This window comes from Streptomyces herbicida (assembly GCF_032656585.1).
In the GTDB taxonomy this organism is placed as follows: Bacteria; Actinomycetota; Actinomycetes; order Streptomycetales; family Streptomycetaceae; genus Streptomyces; species Streptomyces herbicida.
The window spans coordinates 153123-173191 of sequence record NZ_JAUYWJ010000017.1; the positions used below are offsets into that span (position 1 = coordinate 153123).

Sequence of the window (20069 nt, forward strand, 5' to 3'; positions counted from 1 at the left end):
GGCCTCGTGCACTCAAAGTAATCCTACGATCACGGGTCCAGCCATGGCGATCCCGGAAACGCCACCATTCGCCACCCCTTCGAATGAACTCACGGACGCCCAGGCGCGATTCACTTGACACAGGACGGCCGCGAGTGGATGCAGGAGTGCACTCGGGGGCGCACATCGCCGGGTGCACCACCGAAATCGCCTCGGCGCGCCGCTTGCCTCCCGCAAGCGCGGGCACCAGTGGTGACAGGGAGTCACTTTCCGCTTCCGTCCCGTTCCGTGGCGTAACCACCGGCGCGCTGGACCCGTTGGAGGGGGCATGGGCTTCACGATCGGCGGTATTCGCGAGATCCGCACCGGCGCACGTCGGCGCGGCCGTTCGTCGGAGTGCACCGCCGTCGCCGAGTTCACCGGGCTGTGGGGCTGGGACGTGGTGCCGGGCGCGCGGGCCGCCGCGGGCGCATGTTCGTGCGGCCGGGCGGACTGCAGCGCGCCGGGCGCGCATCCGCTGGAGTTCGCGCCCCAGATCTCCGCCGGGGCCACGCTCGACGAAGTGACCAAGGCCTGGGGCGAGTTCCCGGGTGCTTCGGTGATGCTGCCGGTCGGGCGGGCATTCGATGTCATCGAGGTCGCCGAGCCCGCCGGGCGCCGCGCCCTGGTCCGCCTCGAACGCATGGGCCTCCCGCTCGGCCCCGTGACCGCGACTCCGGACGGCCGCGCCCACTTCCTCGTCGCCCCGGGCGCCGCCGCCGATCTGCCCGCGCTGCTCTACCGCATGGGCTGGGACGACCCGTCCTCCCTCGACCTGCGCGGCCTCGGCCCCGGCATGTACATCACGGCGCCGCCCTCGGACCGGGGCGGGCTCGGCCCGGTGCGCTGGCTGCGGCCGCCGGCGCTGGACTCGGTGTCGAAGCCGCCCGCCGCCCGGCTGCTGCTGGGGACGCTGGCCTACGTCGCGCACCGGTCACGGGCGTAGGGGCATCGATCACGAGCCTCGGGCGCCGGTCACCGGCCACCTAGAGCCCGTCCGACGTTTCCCGCCTGCCGCGGGTCGACCGGCCGTGTGCACAGACGGCGAAGCGCCCGCCCCAACTGGACCTTGGGGCGGGCGCTTCTCGACGGGCGTAGCGAATACGGTGGGTGACTTCACTCCCCGATAAGGGCGTCAACGAACGCCTCCGGCTCGAACGGCGCCAGGTCGTCTGCCCCCTCGCCGAGACCGACCAGCTTGACCGGCACGCCCAGCTCGCGCTGGACCGCGACCACGATGCCGCCCTTGGCGGTGCCGTCCAGCTTGGTCAGCACGATGCCGGTGATGTCGACGACCTCGGCGAAGACACGGGCCTGGACGAGACCGTTCTGGCCGGTGGTGGCGTCGAGGACGAGCAGCACCTCGTCGAGCGGGGCGTGCTTCTCGACGACGCGCTTCACCTTGCCCAGCTCGTCCATGAGGCCGGTCTTGGTGTGCAGCCGGCCGGCGGTGTCGATGAGCACGACGTCGACGCCCATCTCCTTGCCCTCCTTCACCGCGTCGAAGGCGACGGAGGCGGGGTCACCGGCCTCCGGCCCGCGCACGGTGTAGGCGCCGACCCGCTCGCCCCAGGTCTGCAGCTGGTCGGCGGCGGCGGCACGGAAGGTGTCGGCGGCGCCCAGGACGACGGTGCGTCCGTCGGCCACCAGGACCCGGGCGAGCTTGCCGGTGGTGGTGGTCTTGCCGGTGCCGTTGACGCCGACGACCATCACGATGCCCGGCTTGCGGTCCTCGGGCTCGGTCTTCACCGAGCGGTCGACTTCGGTGCCGACCAGCTTGAGGAGCTCCTCGCGCAGCAGGCCGCGCAGCTCCTCGGGGGTGCGGGTGCCGAGCACCTTGACGCGCTCACGCAGGCCCTCGACCAGCTCCTGGGTGGGCTGGACGCCGACGTCGGCGGTGAGCAGCGTGTCCTCGATCTCCTCCCAGGTCTCCTCGTCGAGGTGCTCGCGGGAGAGCAGGGTGAGCAGGCCCTTGCCGAGGGCGTTCTGCGAGCGGGAGAGCCGGGCGCGCAGCCGCACCAGGCGTCCCTCGGTGGGCTCCGGGATCTCGATCGCGGGAGCCTCGACGGCTTCGGCGGCAGGGGGTTCCTCGACGGCGACCGGGGCCGAGCCGTCCGGGAGGTCCACCTCCTCTATCGTCCGGCGCGGTTCGTCGCGCGGCGTCTCGGCCTCGTCGCCGATGTGCGGCTCGGCCGGAGGTGCGGTGATGTCGGGCGTGGCGGGGGGCGGCGGGGGCAGCTGCTTCTTGCGCCGGCTGCCGACGACGAGCCCGCCGAGCACCGCGAGCACCACCACGGCGATGACTACAGCAAGGATGACGGTTTCCATAACGCGTCCAGTATCCATCCCTCCCCCAGCAGGGCCCTTGATCCGCCGGGAGGGTTTTTTCGTAGATTCCTCCAAGGGATCCACGGCCGCTCGGCGTTCCCGCCACCACCATGGCGATCTGACGTACCGTCAGCTAATCTCCTCCCTCGCCGACACCCCACCCGGCGAAGGGGACGTCCCATGCCCGTCACGGTCGTACGTTTCAATCTCGTCGAACCCGGCGCGACCCCCGCCTCCCTCGCCGCCCGTTACCGGGCCGCCCTGGAGATGGCCGCGTACGCCGACGAGCACGGCATCACCACCGTGCAGACGGAGGAGCACCACGGAGCCGCGAACAACTGGCTGCCGTCGCCGTTCGCCTTCGCGGGAGCGGTGTTCGGGGCGACCCGGCGGACAGCGGTCACCGTCTCGGCGGTCATCGGTCCGCTGCACGACCCGCTGCGGCTCGCGGAGGACGTCGCCGTGCTCGATCTGCTGAGCGGTGGGCGGCTGGTCACCGTCGCCGGGATCGGGTACCGGCCCGAGGAGTACGCCCTGTTCGACGTGGACTGGAAGCGGCGCGGCAGGCTCCAGGACGAACTGCTGGAGACCCTGCTGAAGGCCTGGACCGGAGAGGAGTTCGAATACCGGGGCCGTACGGTACGGGTCACCCCGCGCCCTTACACCGATCCGCACCCCCTGCTGCTGGTCGGCGGCTCCTCGAAGGCCGCCGCCCGCCGGGCCGCCCGGCTGGGCCTGCCGTTCTTCCCCAGCGCGCATCTGCCGGAGCTGGAGGCGTACTACAAGGAGCGGCTCGTCGAGTACGGCACGGAGGGCTGGACCATGATGCCCGCCGCCGAGACCCCGCTCCTGCACATCGCCGAGGATCCGGACCGGACGTGGGCCGAGCACGGCCGGCACTTCCTGCACGAGGCCCGGACGTACGCCTCCTGGCAGTCCGGGGACATCCGCTCGGCGGTGAGGTCGGCGGCCACGACGGTGGACGAGCTGCGCGCCGAGGGCGTCTACCGGATCCTCACCCCGGAGCAGTGCGCGGCCCAGGGCCTGGACAGTCTCGTCCTCCATCCGCTGGCGGGCGGGATGCCGGTGGAGGAGGGGTGGCGGAGCCTGCGGCTGTTCGCGGAGCAGGTGGTTCCGGCGTTGGACGGCTGACCTGCGGTGATGACCGATGGCCCGGTCGAGGCCGCCGGTGATCCACCGGGCCCCTGAGTCCTGCCCGTGGCGGCCGAACAGGACCTCTACGTGGCGGCCGGTGACGTGCCGGAGTTCCAGCGCGAGGTCGCTCTGCTGCGCTCCCGTCTCGACGAGGTCGCCCACGGCACCGAGCGGCCGGGCACGGTCGAGGAACGCCGACACCAGATCGGGACTCGTCTGCGGATCGTCGAGGAGAGCATCCGCAAGGCCCTGGAGATCGGCGGCGGTGTCCTGACGCGGTGAACGTCCGGACATCACACCGCCGCCCCGGTCCGGGCAGTGGCCGGGCCGGGGCGGCGGAGGAGTACGAGGAGAGGGGCAGCGGGGACTTGGCCCTTCTCCTCGAGTCCGCGGGGCGGGTCAGCCCATCTCCTCCAGCGACTTGCCCTTCGTCTCCTTGACGAACTTCAGGACGAAGGGGATGGAGAGCGCCGCGAAGGCCGTGTAGATCACGTAGGTGACGGAGAGGTTCCAGTCGGCCAGCGACGGGAAGCTCGCGGTGATGGCCCAGTTGGCGATCCACTGCGCGGCGGCGGCCACGCCCAGGGCGGCGGCGCGGATCTTGTTCGGGAACATCTCGCCGAGCATGACCCAGACGACCACACCCCACGACAGGGCGAAGAAGAGGACGAAGACGTGGGCGGCGATCAGGGCGATCCAGCCCTGGGTGGCCGGCAGCTTGCCGTCGACCAGGTCGTGGGAGAACGCCCAGGCCTCCAGCGCGAGACCGACGGCCATACCGACGGAACCGATGAGGGCGAGCGGCTTGCGGCCGACGCGGTCCACGAAGATCATCGCGATCACGGTGCCGACGATGTTGATGATCGACGTCGTGAAGGAGTAGAAGAACGAGTCCGTCGGGTCGACGCCGACCGACTGCCACAGCGTCGAGGAGTAGTAGAACGCGACGTTGATGCCGACGAACTGCTGGAAGACCGAAAGGCCGATGCCGACCCAGACGATCGGCTTGAAGAAGAAGCCGCCGCCGAGCAGGTCCTTGAAGGTGGACCTGTGCTCGCTGTTCATGGCCCGCTCGATCTCGGCGACCCGGGCGTCGAGGTCACGGTCCTGGCCCTCGACCTCGGCGAGGATCTCGCGGGCGCGCTCGCGCTTGCCGACGGAGATCAGGAAGCGGGGGGACTCGGGGATCGCGAAGGAGAGCAGGCCGTAGAGCACGGCCGGCACGACCATCACGCCGAGCATGACCTGCCAGGCCTCCAGGCCCATGAGGTGGCCGCGCTGGTCGCCGTCGGCGGCGTTGAGCAGGCCCCAGTTGACCAGCTGCGAGATGGCGATGCCGATGACGATGGCGGCCTGCTGGAAGGAGCCGAGGCGGCCGCGGTAGGCCGGCGGGGCGACCTCGGCTATGTAGGCGGGACCGATGACCGAGGCCATGCCGATGGCGAAACCGCCGACGATGCGCCACAGGGCGAAGTCCCACAGCGAGAAGGGCAGCGCCGAGCCGACGGCGCTTACCGTGAACAGCAGGGCGGCGATCTGCATGACGCGGATACGGCCGATCCGGTCGGCCATGCGGCCGGCCGTCGCGGCGCCGATGGCACAGCCGATCAGGGCGATGGCGATGACCTGGGCCAGCGCGGCGGAGCCGATGTCGTAGCGGCCCCGGATCGCCTCGACGGCGCCGTTGATCACGGAGCTGTCGTAGCCGAAGAGGAAACCGCCCATCGCGGCCGCCGCCGCGATGAAGACGACATGCCCGAGATGTTCGGGTTGAGCCGTGCCGGCTCCTGACTTGGGTGCCTGCGCTGTGCTGGTCACGAAAAACTCCTCGGGCACCCGGCAACGCTGCCGGGGTGGGGGTGAGCCCTTCAACCTGAAGGTAAAAGCAACGTTGCAGAGACTATGCCTTCAAGTTTCGAAGTCAATAGGCCTAGTCATGTGACTTTAGAGCGCAGGCGTGGGGGATAGACTTCAAGAAGTGAAGAAATCAAGAAGTGCAGGTCGCGATAGGTGCAGACCACACCGGTCTAGCGCAGACGCTGCGAGATGACCTTCGACACTCCGTCACCCTGCATGGAGACGCCGTACAGCGCGTCGGCGACCTCCATGGTCCGCTTCTGGTGCGTGATCACGATCAGCTGCGAGGACTCCTGCAGCTCCTGCATGATGCGGATCAGCCGCTGCAGGTTGGTGTCGTCGAGCGCGGCCTCGACCTCGTCCATGACATAGAACGGGCTGGGCCGGGCCTTGAAGATCGACACCAGCATCGCGACGGCGGTGAGCGACCTCTCGCCACCCGAGAGCAGGGAGAGCCGCTTGACCTTCTTGCCCGGCGGCCGGGCCTCGACGTCGACGCCGGTGGTGAGCATGTTGTCGGGGTCGGTCAGCACCAGCCGCCCCTCACCGCCCGGGAACAGCCGGCCGAAGACGCCCTCGAACTCCCGGGCCGTGTCCCGGTAGGCCTCGGTGAAGACCTGCTCGACGCGCTCGTCGACCTCCTTCACCACCTGAAGCAGGTCGGCGCGGGTCTTCTTCAGGTCCTCCAGCTGCTCACTGAGGAACTTGTGCCGCTCCTCCAGGGCCGCGAACTCCTCCAGCGCGAGCGGGTTCACCTTGCCGAGCTGCTGGTACGCCCGCTCGGCCGCCTTCAGCCGCTTCTCCTGCTCGGCCCGCACGAAGGGCCTCGGCCGGTTGCGCGGGTGCTCCGGGTCCTCGGGGAGTACCTCGCCCTCGGCGGGCGGGGACGGCGGTACGAGCTGGTGCGGGCCGTACTCGGACACGAGCCCGGCGGGCTCCACGCCCAGCTCCTCCAGCGCCTTGGTCTCCAGTTGCTCTATCCGCAGCCGCTTCTCGGCGCCGAGCACCTCGCCGCGGTGCACCGAGTCCGTCAGCTTGTCGAGCTCGGCCTTGAGATCGCGTCCGGTGCCGCGGGCGGCGGTCAGTTCCTGCTCCCGGCGGGCCTTGGCGGTCTCGGCCGCGGCCCGCTCCTGCTCGGCGCGGCCCAGTGACACCTCGACGTGCGTGAGCAGTTGCCGCGCACCCGAGGCGACCGCCTCCGCGACGGCGGCCTCGTGGCGCAGCCGCGCCCGCCGCTGCTCGGCACGCGCGCGTGCCTCGCGTTCGGCGCGGGCGCCCCGGTCGAGCGCGTCGGCCCGCCCGGCGAGCCCCTTGACCCGCTCCTCGTGCGTACGCACCTGGAGGCGGGCCTCCATCTCGGTCTGCCGGGCGTTGGCGCCGTCGGCGGCGAGCCGGTCGCGCACCGAGGTGTCCGGCTCCTCCTCGATCGGCATCTCCTCGGCGACGGCGAGCCGTTCGGCGAGCTCCTCGACGTCCTGTACGGCCTTGTCGAGCGCCTCCTGCGCGCGTGCCGCCGCCGCGGTGGACCGCTCGGCCTCACCCGCGGCACCGCGCGCCTGGCCGGCGAGCCGTCCCAGCTGCTGGGCGACGGCCGACTTCTCCCGGTCGGCCGCCCGCCGCCGCTCTCCCAGTTCCTCGACCAGCGCGGCACACTCCTTGCGCCCCTCGGCGGCCCGGCCCTGTGCCTCGGACAGCTCCGCGCAGCGCACGGCCAGCTCGGCCAGCTCGGCCGCGGCCTCGTCCACGGACGCCTGCACCTCGAGCAGACTGGGCGCCCCGGCGGACCCGCCGTGCGCGAAGTGCACCCCCAGCAGGTCGCCTTCGGCGGTGACGGCGGTGAGATCGGGGTGGGCGTAGACGAGGTCCTCGGCGTCCTCGAGGGTGCCGACGACGACGATCCCGCGCAGCAGGCGGCGGACGGCCGGCATCAGCTCGGCGGGACCACGGACGAGATCGGCCGCGAAGGGGTTCCCGTCGGCACGGAGACGGTCCGCGTGCCGCTCGTCGGAGCCGAGGGCAGCCGAGGGCCTTGCGGCATGCAGGTCGTCCGGCGAGCCGATCCCGGCCGCCGCACCCGTACCGAAACGGCCGTCCCCGGCGCCCGCGGCTGCCGGAGAAGCGGTTCCGCCTGCCGCACCGGTCATGGCGACCTGATCGAACCCGCTCACGTGCCGCTCGCCGGAGGCGGAGGCGGCGGAAGGCCCGCCCGCGCCCGCTCCGATCCCGGCACCCGCATCCCCGGCACCGGCCGGGTGCGGCGTCCGAGCACCGTGTGCACTCGCCCCGAACCCGTCCACCCGCAGCCCGCCGGGGCCGGCAGCACCCGCGGCTTGCGGGGAAGTGGGCCCATCTGCCGGCCGGGCCGGTGCGGGGTCCTCCGGTGCCCCCGCCAGCAGGAGGGACGCGCGGCCGGCGTCCTGTTTGCGCAGCAGTCTGATCGCCTCGGCCGCCGATGCCGGGGTCGTCACCGCGATCGCGTCCGCCGCCGCGCCGAAGGCGGCGGCCAGTGCGACCTCGTGGCCCGGGGTCACCGTCAGCAGCTCGGCCGCCGGGCCCAGCAGGCCGCTGAGCCGGTCCTTCGCCCCGAGCAGCACACCCGTGCCGTCCTTGCGTCGCAGGCCCAGTGCCAGCGCGTCATGGCGGGCCTGGGTGGCGGCACGCCTGCGCTCCGCCGCGGTGGCGGCCTCACGGGCGGCGGTGAGGGCGGACTCGGCCTCCGCGAGCTGCCGCTTCGCAGCCTCGTGCCGCTCGCCGAGTTCGGCGTCGCCCGCGTCGAGGCCGTCGACCTCGGCCTTCAGGGTCTCGTACTCCTCCTGCGCGGTGACGGCCCGCTCCTGGGCCTCGTCCCGCGCCGCGGCCAGCCGGTCGATCTCGGACTGGGCGGCCGCGGCACGCGAACGGGCCGCGTTGACCTGCCCGTTCAGCCGAGCCAGGCCCTCACGGCGGTCGGCGATGGCGCGGGCGACGTCCTTGAGGCGCCGTTCCTCGAGGGCCAGCTCGCGTTCCAGCTCGGCGCGGTGGGCGACGGTGTCGTCGAGCGCGCGCTGGGCCGCCTCCAGGGCGGCCTCCAGCTCGGCCTCCTGCTCGCGGATACGGGCGGCCTCGCGCTCCATGTCCTCGGGGTCACGGCCGCGCCGCTCCTCGGCGGGCACGGACGTGGCGCTCTTCACCCGGGCGTCGGCCAGCGAGATCGTGCCGCGGACGCGTTCGGCGAGCTGGGAGAGCTCGTACCAGGTCTGCTGGGCGCGCTGCAGGCGAGGTGTGAGCTGCCGTACCTCGTCCTCGAGGAGCGCCTCGCGCTGGAGCGCCTTCTTCAGCTCCTGTTCGGCGGCCTCCTTGCGCTCCTTCAGCGCGGCCTCGTCGGCGATCTCGCCCTTCAGGGCTTCCCTCAGCCGTACGAGGTCGTCGGCGAGCAGCCGCAGCCGGGCGTCGCGCAGGTCGGCCTGGATGACGGCGGCCCGTCGGGCGACCGCGGCCTGCCGGCCCAGCGGCTTGAGCTGCCGGCGCAGCTCGTCCGTCAGGTCCTGCACGCGCGCGAGGTTGGCCTGCATCGCGTCCAGCTTCCGCAGCGCCTTCTCCTTGCGCTTGCGGTGCTTGAGGACGCCGGCCGCCTCCTCGATGAAGGCGCGGCGGCCCATGGGGTCGGCGTGCAGGACGGAGTCGAGCTGGCCCTGGCCGACGATGACGTGCATCTCGCGGCCGATGCCGGAGTCGGACAGGAGTTCCTGGATGTCGAGGAGACGGCAGGTGTCGCCGTTGATCTGGTACTCGCTGCCGCCGTTGCGGAACATGATCCGCGTGATGGTGACCTCGGCGTACTCGATCGGGAGCGCCCCGTCGGAGTTGTCGATGGTCAGCGACACCTCGGCGCGGCCCAGCGGGGGGCGGCCGGTGGTGCCGGCGAAGATGACGTCCTCCATCTTGCCGCCGCGCAGCGACTTGGCGCCCTGTTCGCCCATGACCCAGCTGAGCGCGTCCACGACATTGGACTTGCCCGAGCCGTTCGGCCCCACGACACACGTGATCCCCGGCTCGAACCGGAGCGTGGTCGCCGAGGCGAACGACTTGAACCCGCGGAGGGTCAGGGCCTTGAGGTGCACGCCGGTGGACTCTACCTTCCGCCGGTATCTCACTCCATGAACCCTGGCAACCCCGCGGTTTCGCCCTTGAACATGCAGGGCACATCAGACGTTAAAGAGAGTGAAAGGATGCGCGGGGTAGGTAAAGACGGAGACGGGGGAAAGAAAGAAGGGACGCCGAAGCGTCCCTTGCAACTCTGACAACTTAGCGGTTGATACGGGCAGCCCAACCACTGCGTGTGCTGTCGTGGAGCGATGCAGCGATCAGGTGAGCGCAGGCTCCGCCTGGTGTGCGTCGATGCTCTCCATGATCCTGTCGTGAGAAGCGGCAGCCGTCAGCGCGTCGTTCTCCGCCTGGATTCGTACGAGCTCGGATTCCAGGTCCTGTACGCGCTGCTGGAGCCGTCGCATCTCGGCGAGGAGTCGAGGGTCGGAGCCGCCGACGTAACCGAGAAGCGCCTTTGCCATGATGGATGGTCCTCCACACTGAGTGACCGACCGAAGCGGTGTGGGTCGTGAGGGATTCGCACCCGCGGTGCTTGACACACTCGAGTGTTGCTCTGCCGTTGCTACATGCCAAACAGCTAAGGTGCGCGGGGCTTTCAGCGTCTCACCAAAAAGTTTGACGGTCAACACGATCACGCCCCGTATTGGCGGGCAACCCGGGCGTGCGCGGCCTGGAAGCGGCGGCGCTGCGAGTCCTGCGGGGCCCTCGGGACGTAGCGGTGATCCGTACCTGCGGAGCCTGCCACGACAAGCGGTTCTTGGCAACCACCAGGTGGTTTCTGCTGTGGGCACCTGCCAGTGGCATGCTCCTGTGCTGCTGCCTGCGGGGCTTTACGGAATGGGGTCAGCGGATGGCGAAGCCGTCATAGCCGCCGCGGGGTGTGTCCCAGATCTCGGTGACACCGTCCACATGCCCGGGCGTGTCGCTGCCCTGGAGCCAGTCGAGGAGTCCCTCGCATCCTTCCCGCGTGCCCTCGGCGACGACCTGGACCCGTCCATCGCCCAAATTGAGAGCAAAACCACTCAGGCCGCCGATCTCCAGCGCCTTGGCCCGCGTGAACCAGCGGAAACCCACACCTTGGACGCGTCCACGCACCCAGGCGACCAGTCGCACATCCTCGCTCATGGGTGCAACCTAACCGGCCAATGTCTCTCGGGGCACTTCTTCCTCAGGCGCCATGCGGTACCGTCCCCACCCAATGAATCTCATATGAAACTCACTCGATCGAGTGAGTTGGGTTGGCCCACAAGATCGTATGGGTGCGGTTGACCGCGAGACGAGGAAGGCAAGGACATGGGACGCCACCGACGCTCCGCCGCCGGCCGCGCCGCCACGAGCCGCGCCACGGGGGTCACACAGACGCACGGCTCGTACTCGGGGAGCCACGACCCGCAGGACTCGTACGCGGGCGATCGCGCCACCATGGGCATCGCTCCGTACCTGAACCCTGAGGCGTACGCCGACGCCAACGCGAGGAGCTCGGCGTATCTGTACGCGATGGAGGACGGATTCGCGCCGGTCACGGACACGGCCGTCTTCCCCGCGGACGGATTCAGCCCGGCGGGTGCCCCCCGGGAACGCGGACACCGACGCAAGAAGAAGGCCGCCACGCCCGTGCGCACGGGTCTGCTCGGTGTCTCCGCCGCCGTCGCCATCGGCACGGTCGCGGTGGCCACGGGCGCGGTGCCCGGCCTCGACAACTACAAGCTCGGCGGCACCACCAGCACCTCCGGCGGTGACAAGGTGCAGGCCGCGGGCGCGCCCAGCAACACGGCCGCCGAGCAGGGCGGTACCTCCGGCAGCGCCGACAACGGTCGCGGCGGTGGTTCCGGTGGTGCGGCCGGCACCTCGACGAGTCGCGGCGCCGACCGCTCGGCCTCGCCGACGCCGTCCGCCTCGGCATCCGCCTCGCCCACGCCGACGAAGCCGCCGTCCGCGGAGCCGACGGCCTCCACGCCGTCGAAGAAGCCGACGGGCAAGCCGGAGAACAAGGAACCGAAGGCCCCGCCGAAGAAGTCGTCCCCGGTCACGATCTCCGCCTCGGCCGCCGCGGAGGCGCAGGTGCTCAAGCTCGTCAACGAGGAGCGGGCGAAGGTGGGCTGCAGCCCGGTGTCCGCGAACAGCTCGCTGTCCAAACTGGCCGAGGCCTTCAGCGACGACATGGCCGCGCGGGGTTTCTTCGACCACACCGACCCTGACGGGGCCACCCCGTGGGACCGGGCCGACAAGGCCGGCATAACCGGCCTCGGCGGCGAGAACATAGCCCGGGGCCAGACCGACGCGGCCGCGGTCATGGAGGCCTGGATGAACAGCCCGGGGCACCGGGCCAACATACTGAACTGCGACTTCAAGACCCTGGGCGTCGGTGTGCACATCGGCTCCGGCGGTCCCTGGTGGACCCAGGACTTCGGGTACTGAGATAACCGCAGGTCAGAGACCTAGGAACCTTCCTGGGCCGTCTCGGGGCCGTCATCCGCAGGCTCGTCGTCCTCGAAGACGCGATCAACGGCGGCCCGGGTCCGGGTCTGGCTCGTCGGCATCAGATGCGTGTAGGTGCGCAGAGTGAAGCCGGGGTCATGGTGCCCTAGGTACTCGCTCAGGGCCTTGATGCTCTCCCCCGCGTCCAGGAGGACCGAGGCGTAGAAGTGCCTCAGCGCGTGCATGCCATTGTCCCGCCCCGTCTCGACACCCACGGCCCGAAGCGCAGGACGCCAGACGCGATCATTGAAGCGGTTCCGGTCCAGTGCCAGGCCTGCGGAACCAGTGAAGATCAGCGATGCCGTAACCGGTGGGCCGTCGAGGGTCTTCCACGGCAGGGTGATCTCTGTAGCCGGGTGGCGCTTCAGGTGACCAGCCAACGCGAAGGCGACGGACTCAGGCAGAGGCACGTCACGTTCCTTGCCGCCCTTCGGCGGAGCGAGCACAGGCCGGTGGCGCTGAAGCAACTTGACCTGTCGCACGACGTGTACCACACCACCTAGGAAGTCCACGTCTTCCACGGCCAGGCCGAAGGCTTCTCCCTGGCGCAGGCCGAGACCAGCGGCGACGCTGACAAGGGCCTGGTAGCGCTCAGGCAGCGCGGCCCGAACGCCCATGACCCGTCCGGTAGACCAGGGCTTGACCTTGCGCGGCTCCAGCCGGGGCGCCCGCACAGACCGAGCGCTGTACGGGTTCGCGCGAATGATCCGGTCCTCTACAGCAGCGGTAAAGACGGTCGAGACGTGCGCGAAGATCCCACGTCGGTATCCCGCCGACAGCCCTCGATCCTCAAGGGTCCGCAGCCAGAGGCCGAGGTGAGACGGGGTGAACGAACTCAAGGGCCGAGAGCCCAGGTACGGGATCGCGTGAAGCCGTAGCCGACTCTCGACGGACTCACGCGTCAGGGGGTCCGTGATCTGCGTGGTCATCCACTCGGTGGCGTACTGCTCGAAGGTGACCTTGCCTGCGTCAGGGTCAACGTAGTCGCCGCGCGACATGTCCGCCTCGATGCTGGACAGCCACTGTTCCGCCTTTCGCTTCTGCTTGTCCGGGAAGCTCTTGGACTTCTCGGAGCCATCCGGCCCGATGTAGCGCGCGCGGTAGCGCAGGCCAACGCCGTAACGCTCGGTCTTGACTTTGGACGGCTTGCCATCCGGACCGGTCTCGGTCTTGTACCAGCGGTCTTGGATGTGTCCGGCCATCAGGCGGCCCCTTCCATCAGGGACTCGACCCAGCTCCGTACGTCTTCGGGGTCGAAGCGAACGTGCCGGCCGACCCGGAAGCCGCGCGGACCGGTGTGCTTGCGGCGCCACTGGTAGACGGTCTCGACGGGGACGCCCAACAGGTCAGCCAGGTCAATCGGGGTCAGGTAGCGCGACGGCAGAGAACGCCTCATGCGCACACCTCCCGGTCGTCCGGCCCGGACCAGTCGGCCAGGGCTTCGCGGGCGGTTTCGCGGTTGAGCTGGAGGTCGCGGGCGATGGTGGCGGCGAGGGCGGATTCGCCGGGGGTGTGGCCGTGTCCGGCGTACTGCCAGTCGGCCAGGACTAGGACGGTGTCCGGCTGGCGCTCGTCGAGGCCAAGGTTTTGGCGTTCTTGGGCGGCGCGGTAGTCGGCGCGGGCTTGGCGCAGGGTGCCGAGGGTGGTCGAGTAGCGGCGGGACTTGGAGGAGAAGTGGCCGCGGAAGCCGAGCATGTGAGCCCAGGCCCAGAGCCGTCGGTCCGGGTACAGCTCATCCAGCCCGACGCGCCGGAAGCTTACGGGGCCATGATCACTCGCGCCAAAGCAGCTCCCGGCCAAAGTCGCTACGCCGACCTAGGTGTGCTGTCCGGCGGGTCGCCCCACCGACCCCGCATCCGACAGCCCTGTCACCCGAACGGCCCAACATGACGTGTCACCCACATGGATGAACATCAAGCTGATTAGTGCCCCAATCAAGGCAATCCGTGAAAGGGGAACCGAATGCGCATTCGACGTATCCTCGCCGCTGGCATCGCCACGGCAGCCCTCGCCGGACTCGGCCTCACAGGTGCCGCCACCGCCACCGCCGCCAACCTCACCCCAAGGCAGGGCGCCATCAATGCCCTCACCCCGGGTGAGTGCGTCGACGGCGGCGGAACGGTCGATTGGACCCCCAACCCGGCCAACCCCGGCACCGGGACCTGCAGGGGCGGCACGGGCAACGGGCAGGCAGTCGACTAAACGCCACTAGGCGCTAGGAACGCTCCGCAGCCACGCGCTGCGGGGCGTTCCCGCGCGAGCGTAGCCGGGAGAGTCGCAGGGACCGTGCCGACCCGTCGGGCACGCTAAGTGGCCAACAGTCGTCCTTGTCTTAGCCCTCCCGCTCGGGGCCGTCTCTGGGCCGTGCGGGGGTGCTCAACGACGACCAACGCTGACAACCACCGACAGCTAAGTCGCAGGTCGCAGCGTTGATCGATTACGCAGCCGCAGGTCAAAGACCCGGCCCTTCACTTTTCGGGTACTAGACCCGGCCCACCCGGTACCGGTGACGGCGGTCGCTCAGGCGGCTGCCGCGCGCCCCTGGAGGAACACCTTCGCCGTCTCGGCGACCCGGCGTCCCAGGTGCTCGGCCGTCGCCACGTCCGCCTTGTGCACGGCCTCCGGGCCCTCGTCCACGTTGGTCTGCGCGGCCGCGCCCGCGAAGACCCCGAGGCGGTTGAGGTCGTGCTCGGAGCCGGCGCTGTTGTTCCAGCCCGGGTGCAGGCCGAGGTTGACCCAGTTCATGCCGTGCTGGGCGGCGAGGATCTGGAAGAACTGCAGGGTGTGGAGCTTGTCGCCGCTCTTGGACCCGGAGTTGGTGAAGCCGGCAGCCAGCTTGTCCTTCCAGTCCTGCCCGAACCAGCGCTTGGAGGACGCCTCCGCGAAGACGTGGAAGGCGCCGGACGCGGTGCCCATGTAGGTGGGCGACCCGAAGACGATCGCGTCGGAGGCGTCGAGGGCCGCCCACTGCTCGTCGGTGATCTCGTCGACCTTGATCAGGTGCACCTCGGCACCGGCCTCGGCCGCTCCGGCGCGGACGGCCTCGGCGAGGACGGCGGTGTGGCCGTAGCCGGAGTGGTAGGCGATGGAGACGACAGGGGTGGTCATGATGGGCACTCCTCAAGTGGGCAGTTCCATTGCGATGACCAAAGGAAAGCACTAACCATCAGTTAGTGCAACCTGCCGGTTAGCGCTGTGTTCGAGTACGCTTTGGACATGAACAGCACCGAGGAGCGCACGGAGGAGCAGGGTCTCCCCTACGACGTGTTCGCCAAGGCCTGTCCGTCGCGGGGCACGCTGGAGCACGTCACGGGCCGCTGGGGCGGGCTCACTCTCGGCGCGCTGTACGAGGGCTCGATGCGCTTCAACGAGCTGCGGCGCCGTATCGACGGCGTGAGCGAGAAGATGCTGTCCCAGACCCTGCACGCGCTGGAGCGCGACGGCCTGGTGCACCGCGAGGCACAGCCGACGAACCCACCGCGCGTGGACTACGAACTGACCCCCCTGGGCCGGCAGATCGCCGAACGGCTGCTGAGCCTCATCCACTTCGTGGAGGGCGCCATGGACGACGTGCTGCGGTCACGCCTGGAGTACGACTCCCGGCAGCCCTGAACGCTCGGTCGGTCCGCCGGACCAGCGAGGACAGGTTCGGGGCGGTCAGGCGGTCCGGGCCCGCGGTGGCCTCTGGCACTTCGGGCAGAAGTAGCTGGAGCGGTTCATCCAGGGGCGGCGGTGCATCGGTGTGCCGCATCTCTTGCACGGCAGGCCCTCGCGTCCGTACGCGTCCAGTGAGCGGTCGAAGTAGCCCGACTCGCCGTTGACGTTGACGTACAGGCTGTCGAAGCTGGTGCCGCCGACGGCCAGGGCCGCGTTCATCACGTCCCGCACATGGCCGAGGAGTTCGGCGGTGCGCGGGCGGGTGAAGCTCGCGGTCGGGCGCTCGTAGTGGACACGGGCGCGCCACAGGGCCTCGTCCGCGTAGATGTTGCCGACTCCGCTGATCAACGACTGGTCCAGCAGGGCCCGCTTGATGGTGGTCCGCTTGCGGCGCAGGGCCTGGTGGAAGGCTTCGTCGTCGAACAGCGGGTCGAGGGGGTCACGAGCGATGTGCGCGATGACGGAGGGCAGTCCCTCGGGGGTGTTGTCGTGCAACGACAGCCCGCCGAAGGTGCGTTGGTCGACGAAGCGCAGCTCCGTGTCCACCTCGTCCGCGAAGCGGATACGGATGCGCAGATGCTTCTCGTCCGCCGCCTCGTGCGGCTGGACCAGCAGCTGGCCGCTCATGCCGAGGTGAGCGAGGACGGACTGGTCCGTGTCCTCCAGGGGCAGCCACAGGTACTTGCCCCGGCGGCTGGGGATGCCGATGCGATGGCCCTTGAGACGGTGCGCGAAGTCGTCGGCACCGGCCACATGACGGCGTACGGCGCGCGAGTGGAGCACCTCGGCGTCGGCGACGGTGCGATGGGCGACCCACCGCTCCAGGCCACGCCGTACGACCTCGACCTCGGGCAACTCGGGCATGGTGACCCCCGTAACGGACCGTGTATGAGCCGAGCGCCCGCCCCCGGGGCGGGAGCGGGCGCTCGGGTTGCGCTGTTCTGCTCGTCAGGCGGAGGCGGAGGGCGGGACGGCATCGCCGCCGGCGGCCTCCGTGGCCGAGTCGAGGGCCTGCTTGGCCTCCCTGGCCGCCTTGGCCCGCTCGTCCGCCGCGGCCCGGATGGACCGCCAGGCGGACTCGGCGGCCTGCTGCTCCGCCTCCTTCTTGCTGCGGCCGGTGCCGGTGCCGTACGAGACGCCTCCGACGCGGGCGGCAGCAGTGAAGGTCTTCTCGTGGTCGGGGCCGGTCTCCGTGACCAGGTACTCGGGCACGCCGAGCCCCTCGGTCGCGGTGAGCTCCTGGAGGCTGGTCTTCCAGTCCAGTCCGGCTCCGAGGTTGGAGGACTTCTCGATCAACGGGTCGAAGAGCCGGTGCACCAGCTCCGACGCCGAGTCGAGGCCCTGGTCGAGATAGACCGCGCCGATCACCGCTTCCAGGGTGTCGGCCAGAATGGACGCCTTGTCCCGGCCGCCCGTGCCCTCTTCACCACGGCCGAGCCGGATGAAGGAGCCCAGGTCGAGACCGCGGCCCACCTCCGCGAGCGCACGCGAGTTCACCACCGCGGCCCGCAGCTTGGCCAGCTGGCCCTCGGGCAGGTCGGGGTGGGTGCGGTACAGCGTGTCCGTGACGACGAGGCCCAGGACGGAGTCCCCGAGGAACTCCAGGCGCTCGTTCGTCGGCAGACCGCCGTTCTCGTATGCGTACGAGCGGTGGGTCAGTGCACGCACCAGAAGGGCGGACTCGACCTGATAGCCGAGCCGCCCTTCCAGAAGCGTGTGGGACGAGGCCGTGCTGTCCGTCTTCTTCTTGGCGGATGGGTCCGCCTTGGCGTCATCCGCCTTCTTGGGACTGGACACAGTGCCTCTCACCTAGCCACTCAGACTTCGAGGACCTGGCGCTTGTTGTAGGTGCCGCAAGACGGGCACGCGATGTGCTGCTGCTTGGGCTCGTGGCAGCGCTCGCACGCAACCAGGGTGGGGACCGCAGCCTTCCACTGCGACCGGCGGTGGCGCGTGTTGCTGCGCGACATCTTCCGCTTCGGAACAGCCACGGCTACTTCTCCTGCTTCTCGGCGGCGCGCGCTGATCCGGGCCCGTCGCCGCTCATCTCGTCCTTCTCGCCGTCCGTCATGGTCTCGGCGAGTCCCTGCAAAGCCGCCCAACGGATGTCGACGGCGTCGTGGTGGTGGTCCGGGTCGTCCGCAAGGCGTGCCCCGCACTCGGCGCACAGCCCTGGGCAGTCTTCCTGGCACACCGGCTGCATCGGCAGTGCGAGCACCACCGCATCGCGCAGCACCGGTTCGAGGTCGAACAGTCCGTCCTCGAGGAAGAGCCTGTCCTCGTCGTCCTCGGCGTCGTCGCCCGGCTCCGCGATCATGCGGCCCCGGTCGTCGGCGTCAGGGTACGAGAACATCTCCTGGAAGTCCGCTTCGAGATCGAACTCGAGCGGCTCCAGACACCTTACGCACTCCCCCTCGGCCTGTGCACGGGCGGTGCCTGTGACGAGCACACCTTCCATGACCGACTCGAGTCGGAGTTCGAGCTCCACCGGGGCGCCTTCCGGCACTCCGACGACTCCCTTGATACCGAAGTCCTGGGGAGCGTCGATCGTGCGGGTCAGCCGCTGCAGCGCACCAGGACGCCTCCCCAGCTCGTGCGTGTCGAACACGAGAGGGTTGCGGTGGTCGAGGCGGGCGTTAGAGGCCATTCCTGCTTTCGATCTTTGAGCTCAGAGGGACACTGCCCTTCGGTGTTCCCGGGCAGCGCTGATCGCGGACGTACACGCGACCGAAGAGCCAGGATACTGGACCTTTCGCTCTCGGCCCAATCCGGTGGGTGCTCCCGGCCCGCGCGGGCGTTCCGGGGCACCCCTACAGGCCGCGTTCCCGCTCGTAGGCGCGCAGCTGCTCGGGCGTGATCATGCTGGTGTCGAAGAGGCTGGTCTCGTCGAGCGCGTAGCCCTGCTGCCCCTGCTGCCCCTGGTTCGGGACCTGCCCCTGGCTGGGGACCTGCTGCTGGTCGTAGGCCGCCTGCTGGCCGTCGTAGCCCTGGTAGGCGTACGGATCGGCCTGCTGGTAGCCGTACGCGTCCTGCTGGGCGTACTCCTGCTGCTGGTAGCCGTCGTAGACGTCCTGCTGCTGATAGCCGTAGGCCGGCTGCTGGTCGTACTGCTGCGCCACGGGCTGCTGCGGCCGTACCGGCTGCTCGGCCGGGGTGTCCTGCTCGGCGAGGGCGGCGAGGTCGGCCAGGTAGTCGGCGTCGCTGGAGTGCTGGAAGGTCGTGTTGTCGCCGGCGAGGGCGCCGAGGTCGTCGGTGGCGATACGGCCGTGCAGCTTCTGGCGACCGCGGCCGACGGCGTCCAGGGTCTTGGCGAGGACCGCCTCGAAGGCGCCCAGCTTGGCGTCGACGTAGGCGTCGGCGTTGTGGCGCAGGGTCTCGGGGTCCTGGCTGCGCTCGGGGGCGTCCTCGTCCTCGTAGCCGTTCTCGTCCAGGCCGGGGCCGGTACCGAGGAGCTTCTCGCGGCCGCGGCCGACCGAGCCGAGGGTCTTGGTGAGGACGACCTCGAAGTTGGCGAGCTTGGAGTCGACGTAGTCGTCGGCCTCCACGCGCACGTCCTCGGCCTCCTTGCGGGCCTCGGTCAGGATCCGGTCGGCCTCGGCCTGGGAGCGGCGGGCGACCTCGGTGTCGGAGATCAGCGAGCCGCGCTCGGCGTGCGCCTGCCCGATGATCCGCTCGGCCTCCTGGCGGGCCTGCTCGACCATCTGCTCGCGGCCGCCGATCAGCTCCTGGGCCTGCGCGAGGGAGCCGGGCAGGGCCTCGCGCACCTCTTCGAGCATCGCGAGCAGGTCTGCGCGGTTGATCACGCACGACGCCGACATGGGCATGGCCCGGGCGCTGGAGACCATGGCCACGATCTCGTCGAGCTTCTTCTGCACGTCCACCTGTGCTCGCCACTCTCTACAGCTGTGTTGGAGACGGACGGGACGACTGTACGGCCATGGGGCGGCCGTCCGACACCGGGTGATGGATTGTCAGGATCCGGTGGGTTTCGCCGAGCGCCGTCAGTCCTTCTTCAGGCGCTCGGTGAGAGCCTGAAGGACCACCGGCGGGACCAGGTGGGAGACGTCGCCGCCCCAGGTCGCGACCTCCTTGACCAGGGAGGACGACAGGAAGCTGTAGGTGGGGTTGGTGGGCACGAAGAGGGTCTCGACGCCCGAGAGGCCGTTGTTCATCTGGGCCATCTGCAGCTCGTAGTCGAAGTCGCTGACGGCGCGCAGGCCCTTGACGATGGCGGGGATGTCGCGCTGCTTGCAGAAGTCCACGAGGAGGCCGTGGAAGGCCTCGACCCGGACGTTCCCGTACTCCGCGGTGACCTGGCGGATCAGGTCGATCCGCTCGTCGATCTCGAACAGGCCCTTCTTGGCCTTGTTGATCATGACCGCCACATAGACCTCGTCGTACAGACGCGAGGCACGGGAAATGATGTCGAGGTGTCCGTTGGTGATGGGGTCGAACGACCCGGGACAGACGGCGCGGCGCACTTGTGATCC

The 20069-nt window shown here is 70.0% G+C and carries 20 protein-coding genes and 1 pseudogene; 6 read left to right on the forward strand and 15 right to left on the reverse strand.

The features are described 5' to 3' along the window. Nucleotides 1-307 precede the first annotated feature (307 nt). The gene (locus tag Q8A52_RS32380; RefSeq protein ID WP_316757910.1) at nt 308-964 is read left to right on the forward strand and encodes a bifunctional DNA primase/polymerase; all 657 of its coding nucleotides are present in this window, start codon (nt 308-310) and stop codon (nt 962-964) included. Nucleotides 965-1134: 170 nt separating this feature from the next. Here the strand turns inward: Q8A52_RS32380 and ftsY are convergent, their stop codons facing one another. Continuing rightward, on the reverse strand, nt 1135-2346 hold the full coding sequence (gene ftsY, locus Q8A52_RS32385) for a signal recognition particle-docking protein FtsY (RefSeq protein WP_316757912.1): 1212 nt from the start codon (nt 2344-2346) through the stop codon (nt 1135-1137). Nucleotides 2347-2526: 180 nt separating this feature from the next. Between ftsY and Q8A52_RS32390 the strand changes: the two genes are divergently transcribed. Both Q8A52_RS32390 and Q8A52_RS32395 read left to right on the forward strand, forming a co-directional pair. Further along, nucleotides 2527-3498: an LLM class flavin-dependent oxidoreductase gene (locus Q8A52_RS32390; protein ID WP_316757913.1), complete on the forward strand. Its 972-nt coding sequence runs from the start codon at nt 2527-2529 to the stop codon at nt 3496-3498. A gap of 66 nt (nt 3499-3564) precedes the next feature. After that, nucleotides 3565-3783, forward strand: a complete 219-nt coding sequence (locus Q8A52_RS32395) for a hypothetical protein (RefSeq protein ID WP_316757915.1) — start codon at nt 3565-3567, stop codon at nt 3781-3783. 117 nt (nt 3784-3900) lie between these two features. Here the strand turns inward: Q8A52_RS32395 and Q8A52_RS32400 are convergent, their stop codons facing one another. From Q8A52_RS32400 to Q8A52_RS32415, 4 genes are all read right to left on the reverse strand, one after another. After that, nucleotides 3901-5319, reverse strand: a complete 1419-nt coding sequence (locus Q8A52_RS32400; protein WP_316757916.1) for a sugar porter family MFS transporter — start codon at nt 5317-5319, stop codon at nt 3901-3903. Between the two features lie 209 nt (nt 5320-5528). Continuing rightward, on the reverse strand, nt 5529-9458 hold the full coding sequence (locus Q8A52_RS32405; RefSeq protein ID WP_316757918.1) for an AAA family ATPase: 3930 nt from the start codon (nt 9456-9458) through the stop codon (nt 5529-5531). A gap of 243 nt (nt 9459-9701) precedes the next feature. Then, nucleotides 9702-9905 (reverse strand): hypothetical protein, encoded by a 204-nt coding sequence (locus Q8A52_RS32410; RefSeq protein ID WP_058922942.1) that lies wholly within the window; start codon nt 9903-9905, stop codon nt 9702-9704. Between the two features lie 382 nt (nt 9906-10287). After that, nucleotides 10288-10569 carry an acylphosphatase gene (locus Q8A52_RS32415; RefSeq protein ID WP_316757921.1) on the reverse strand — a complete coding sequence of 94 codons (282 nt, stop codon included), beginning with the start codon at nt 10567-10569 and terminating at the stop codon, nt 10288-10290. 168 nt (nt 10570-10737) lie between these two features. On the opposite strand from Q8A52_RS32415, the gene Q8A52_RS32420 reads away from it, so the two are divergent. Further along, nucleotides 10738-11862: a CAP domain-containing protein gene (locus Q8A52_RS32420; RefSeq protein WP_316757923.1), complete on the forward strand. Its 1125-nt coding sequence runs from the start codon at nt 10738-10740 to the stop codon at nt 11860-11862. A 20-nt stretch (nt 11863-11882) separates the two neighbouring features. Here the strand turns inward: Q8A52_RS32420 and Q8A52_RS32425 are convergent, their stop codons facing one another. The 3 genes and pseudogenes from Q8A52_RS32425 to Q8A52_RS32435 form a co-directional block, all read right to left on the reverse strand. After that, nucleotides 11883-13124, reverse strand: coding sequence for a tyrosine-type recombinase/integrase (locus Q8A52_RS32425; RefSeq protein ID WP_316757926.1), 1242 nt, complete (start codon nt 13122-13124; stop codon nt 11883-11885). Beyond that, nucleotides 13124-13318 (reverse strand): helix-turn-helix transcriptional regulator, encoded by a 195-nt coding sequence (locus Q8A52_RS32430; RefSeq protein ID WP_316757928.1) that lies wholly within the window; start codon nt 13316-13318, stop codon nt 13124-13126. Before Q8A52_RS32430 ends, Q8A52_RS32425 begins: the two co-directional genes overlap by 1 nt. After that, nucleotides 13315-13662 (reverse strand): annotated as a pseudogene (locus tag Q8A52_RS32435) (replication initiator); the annotation flags it as partial. The pseudogene Q8A52_RS32435 and the gene Q8A52_RS32430, both read right to left, overlap by 4 nt. A gap of 222 nt (nt 13663-13884) precedes the next feature. Between Q8A52_RS32435 and Q8A52_RS32440 the strand changes: the two are divergent. Beyond that, a complete protein-coding gene (locus tag Q8A52_RS32440) occupies nt 13885-14124 on the forward strand; it encodes a hypothetical protein (RefSeq protein ID WP_316757930.1) in 240 nt (79 codons plus the stop codon). A gap of 318 nt (nt 14125-14442) precedes the next feature. Here Q8A52_RS32440 and Q8A52_RS32445 read toward each other — a convergent pair whose 3' ends face one another. After that, the gene (locus tag Q8A52_RS32445) at nt 14443-15030 is read right to left on the reverse strand and encodes a flavodoxin family protein (protein ID WP_316757932.1); all 588 of its coding nucleotides are present in this window, start codon (nt 15028-15030) and stop codon (nt 14443-14445) included. Between the two features lie 108 nt (nt 15031-15138). Here Q8A52_RS32445 and Q8A52_RS32450 point away from each other — a divergent pair, with 108 nt between their 5' ends. Further along, on the forward strand, nt 15139-15534 hold the full coding sequence (locus Q8A52_RS32450) for a winged helix-turn-helix transcriptional regulator (RefSeq protein WP_316757934.1): 396 nt from the start codon (nt 15139-15141) through the stop codon (nt 15532-15534). A gap of 45 nt (nt 15535-15579) precedes the next feature. Here Q8A52_RS32450 and mutM read toward each other — a convergent pair whose 3' ends face one another. The 6 genes from mutM to coaD all read right to left on the reverse strand — a co-directional run bounded on the left by mutM (nt 15580) and on the right by coaD (nt 20060). After that, nucleotides 15580-16443, reverse strand: a complete 864-nt coding sequence (mutM, locus tag Q8A52_RS32455; RefSeq protein WP_316757936.1) for a bifunctional DNA-formamidopyrimidine glycosylase/DNA-(apurinic or apyrimidinic site) lyase — start codon at nt 16441-16443, stop codon at nt 15580-15582. A gap of 84 nt (nt 16444-16527) precedes the next feature. Further along, nucleotides 16528-17388 carry a ribonuclease III gene (gene rnc / locus Q8A52_RS32460; RefSeq protein ID WP_316757937.1) on the reverse strand — a complete coding sequence of 287 codons (861 nt, stop codon included), beginning with the start codon at nt 17386-17388 and terminating at the stop codon, nt 16528-16530. A gap of 8 nt (nt 17389-17396) precedes the next feature. Further along, nucleotides 17397-17570 carry a 50S ribosomal protein L32 gene (gene rpmF / locus Q8A52_RS32465; protein WP_003951102.1) on the reverse strand — a complete coding sequence of 58 codons (174 nt, stop codon included), beginning with the start codon at nt 17568-17570 and terminating at the stop codon, nt 17397-17399. Between the two features lie 2 nt (nt 17571-17572). After that, a complete protein-coding gene (locus Q8A52_RS32470; RefSeq protein WP_316757939.1) occupies nt 17573-18226 on the reverse strand; it encodes a YceD family protein in 654 nt (217 codons plus the stop codon). 163 nt (nt 18227-18389) lie between these two features. Continuing rightward, on the reverse strand, nt 18390-19460 hold the full coding sequence (locus Q8A52_RS32475) for a cell division initiation protein (protein ID WP_316757941.1): 1071 nt from the start codon (nt 19458-19460) through the stop codon (nt 18390-18392). A gap of 120 nt (nt 19461-19580) precedes the next feature. After that, entirely contained in the window at nt 19581-20060 is a 480-nt protein-coding gene (gene coaD / locus Q8A52_RS32480; protein WP_316758017.1) for a pantetheine-phosphate adenylyltransferase, read from the reverse strand. Nucleotides 20061-20069: the final 9 nt, after the last annotated feature.

Coding starts and splice junctions, on each gene's coding strand:
- Q8A52_RS32440 (WP_316757930.1), top strand. CDS start 13,885: ATGCGCATTCGACGTATCCTCGCCGCTGGCATCGCCACGGCAGCCCTC.
- Q8A52_RS32430 (WP_316757928.1), bottom strand. CDS start 13,318: ATGAGGCGTTCTCTGCCGTCGCGCTACCTGACCCCGATTGACCTGGCT.
- mutM (WP_316757936.1), bottom strand. CDS start 16,443: ATGCCCGAGTTGCCCGAGGTCGAGGTCGTACGGCGTGGCCTGGAGCGG.
- Q8A52_RS32410 (WP_058922942.1), bottom strand. CDS start 9,905: ATGGCAAAGGCGCTTCTCGGTTACGTCGGCGGCTCCGACCCTCGACTC.
- Q8A52_RS32445 (WP_316757932.1), bottom strand. CDS start 15,030: ATGACCACCCCTGTCGTCTCCATCGCCTACCACTCCGGCTACGGCCAC.
- ftsY (WP_316757912.1), bottom strand. CDS start 2,346: ATGGAAACCGTCATCCTTGCTGTAGTCATCGCCGTGGTGGTGCTCGCG.
- Q8A52_RS32420 (WP_316757923.1), top strand. CDS start 10,738: ATGGGACGCCACCGACGCTCCGCCGCCGGCCGCGCCGCCACGAGCCGC.
- Q8A52_RS32380 (WP_316757910.1), top strand. CDS start 308: ATGGGCTTCACGATCGGCGGTATTCGCGAGATCCGCACCGGCGCACGT.
- Q8A52_RS32390 (WP_316757913.1), top strand. CDS start 2,527: ATGCCCGTCACGGTCGTACGTTTCAATCTCGTCGAACCCGGCGCGACC.
- Q8A52_RS32425 (WP_316757926.1), bottom strand. CDS start 13,124: ATGGCCGGACACATCCAAGACCGCTGGTACAAGACCGAGACCGGTCCG.
- Q8A52_RS32450 (WP_316757934.1), top strand. CDS start 15,139: ATGAACAGCACCGAGGAGCGCACGGAGGAGCAGGGTCTCCCCTACGAC.
- Q8A52_RS32470 (WP_316757939.1), bottom strand. CDS start 18,226: ATGGCCTCTAACGCCCGCCTCGACCACCGCAACCCTCTCGTGTTCGAC.
- Q8A52_RS32415 (WP_316757921.1), bottom strand. CDS start 10,569: ATGAGCGAGGATGTGCGACTGGTCGCCTGGGTGCGTGGACGCGTCCAA.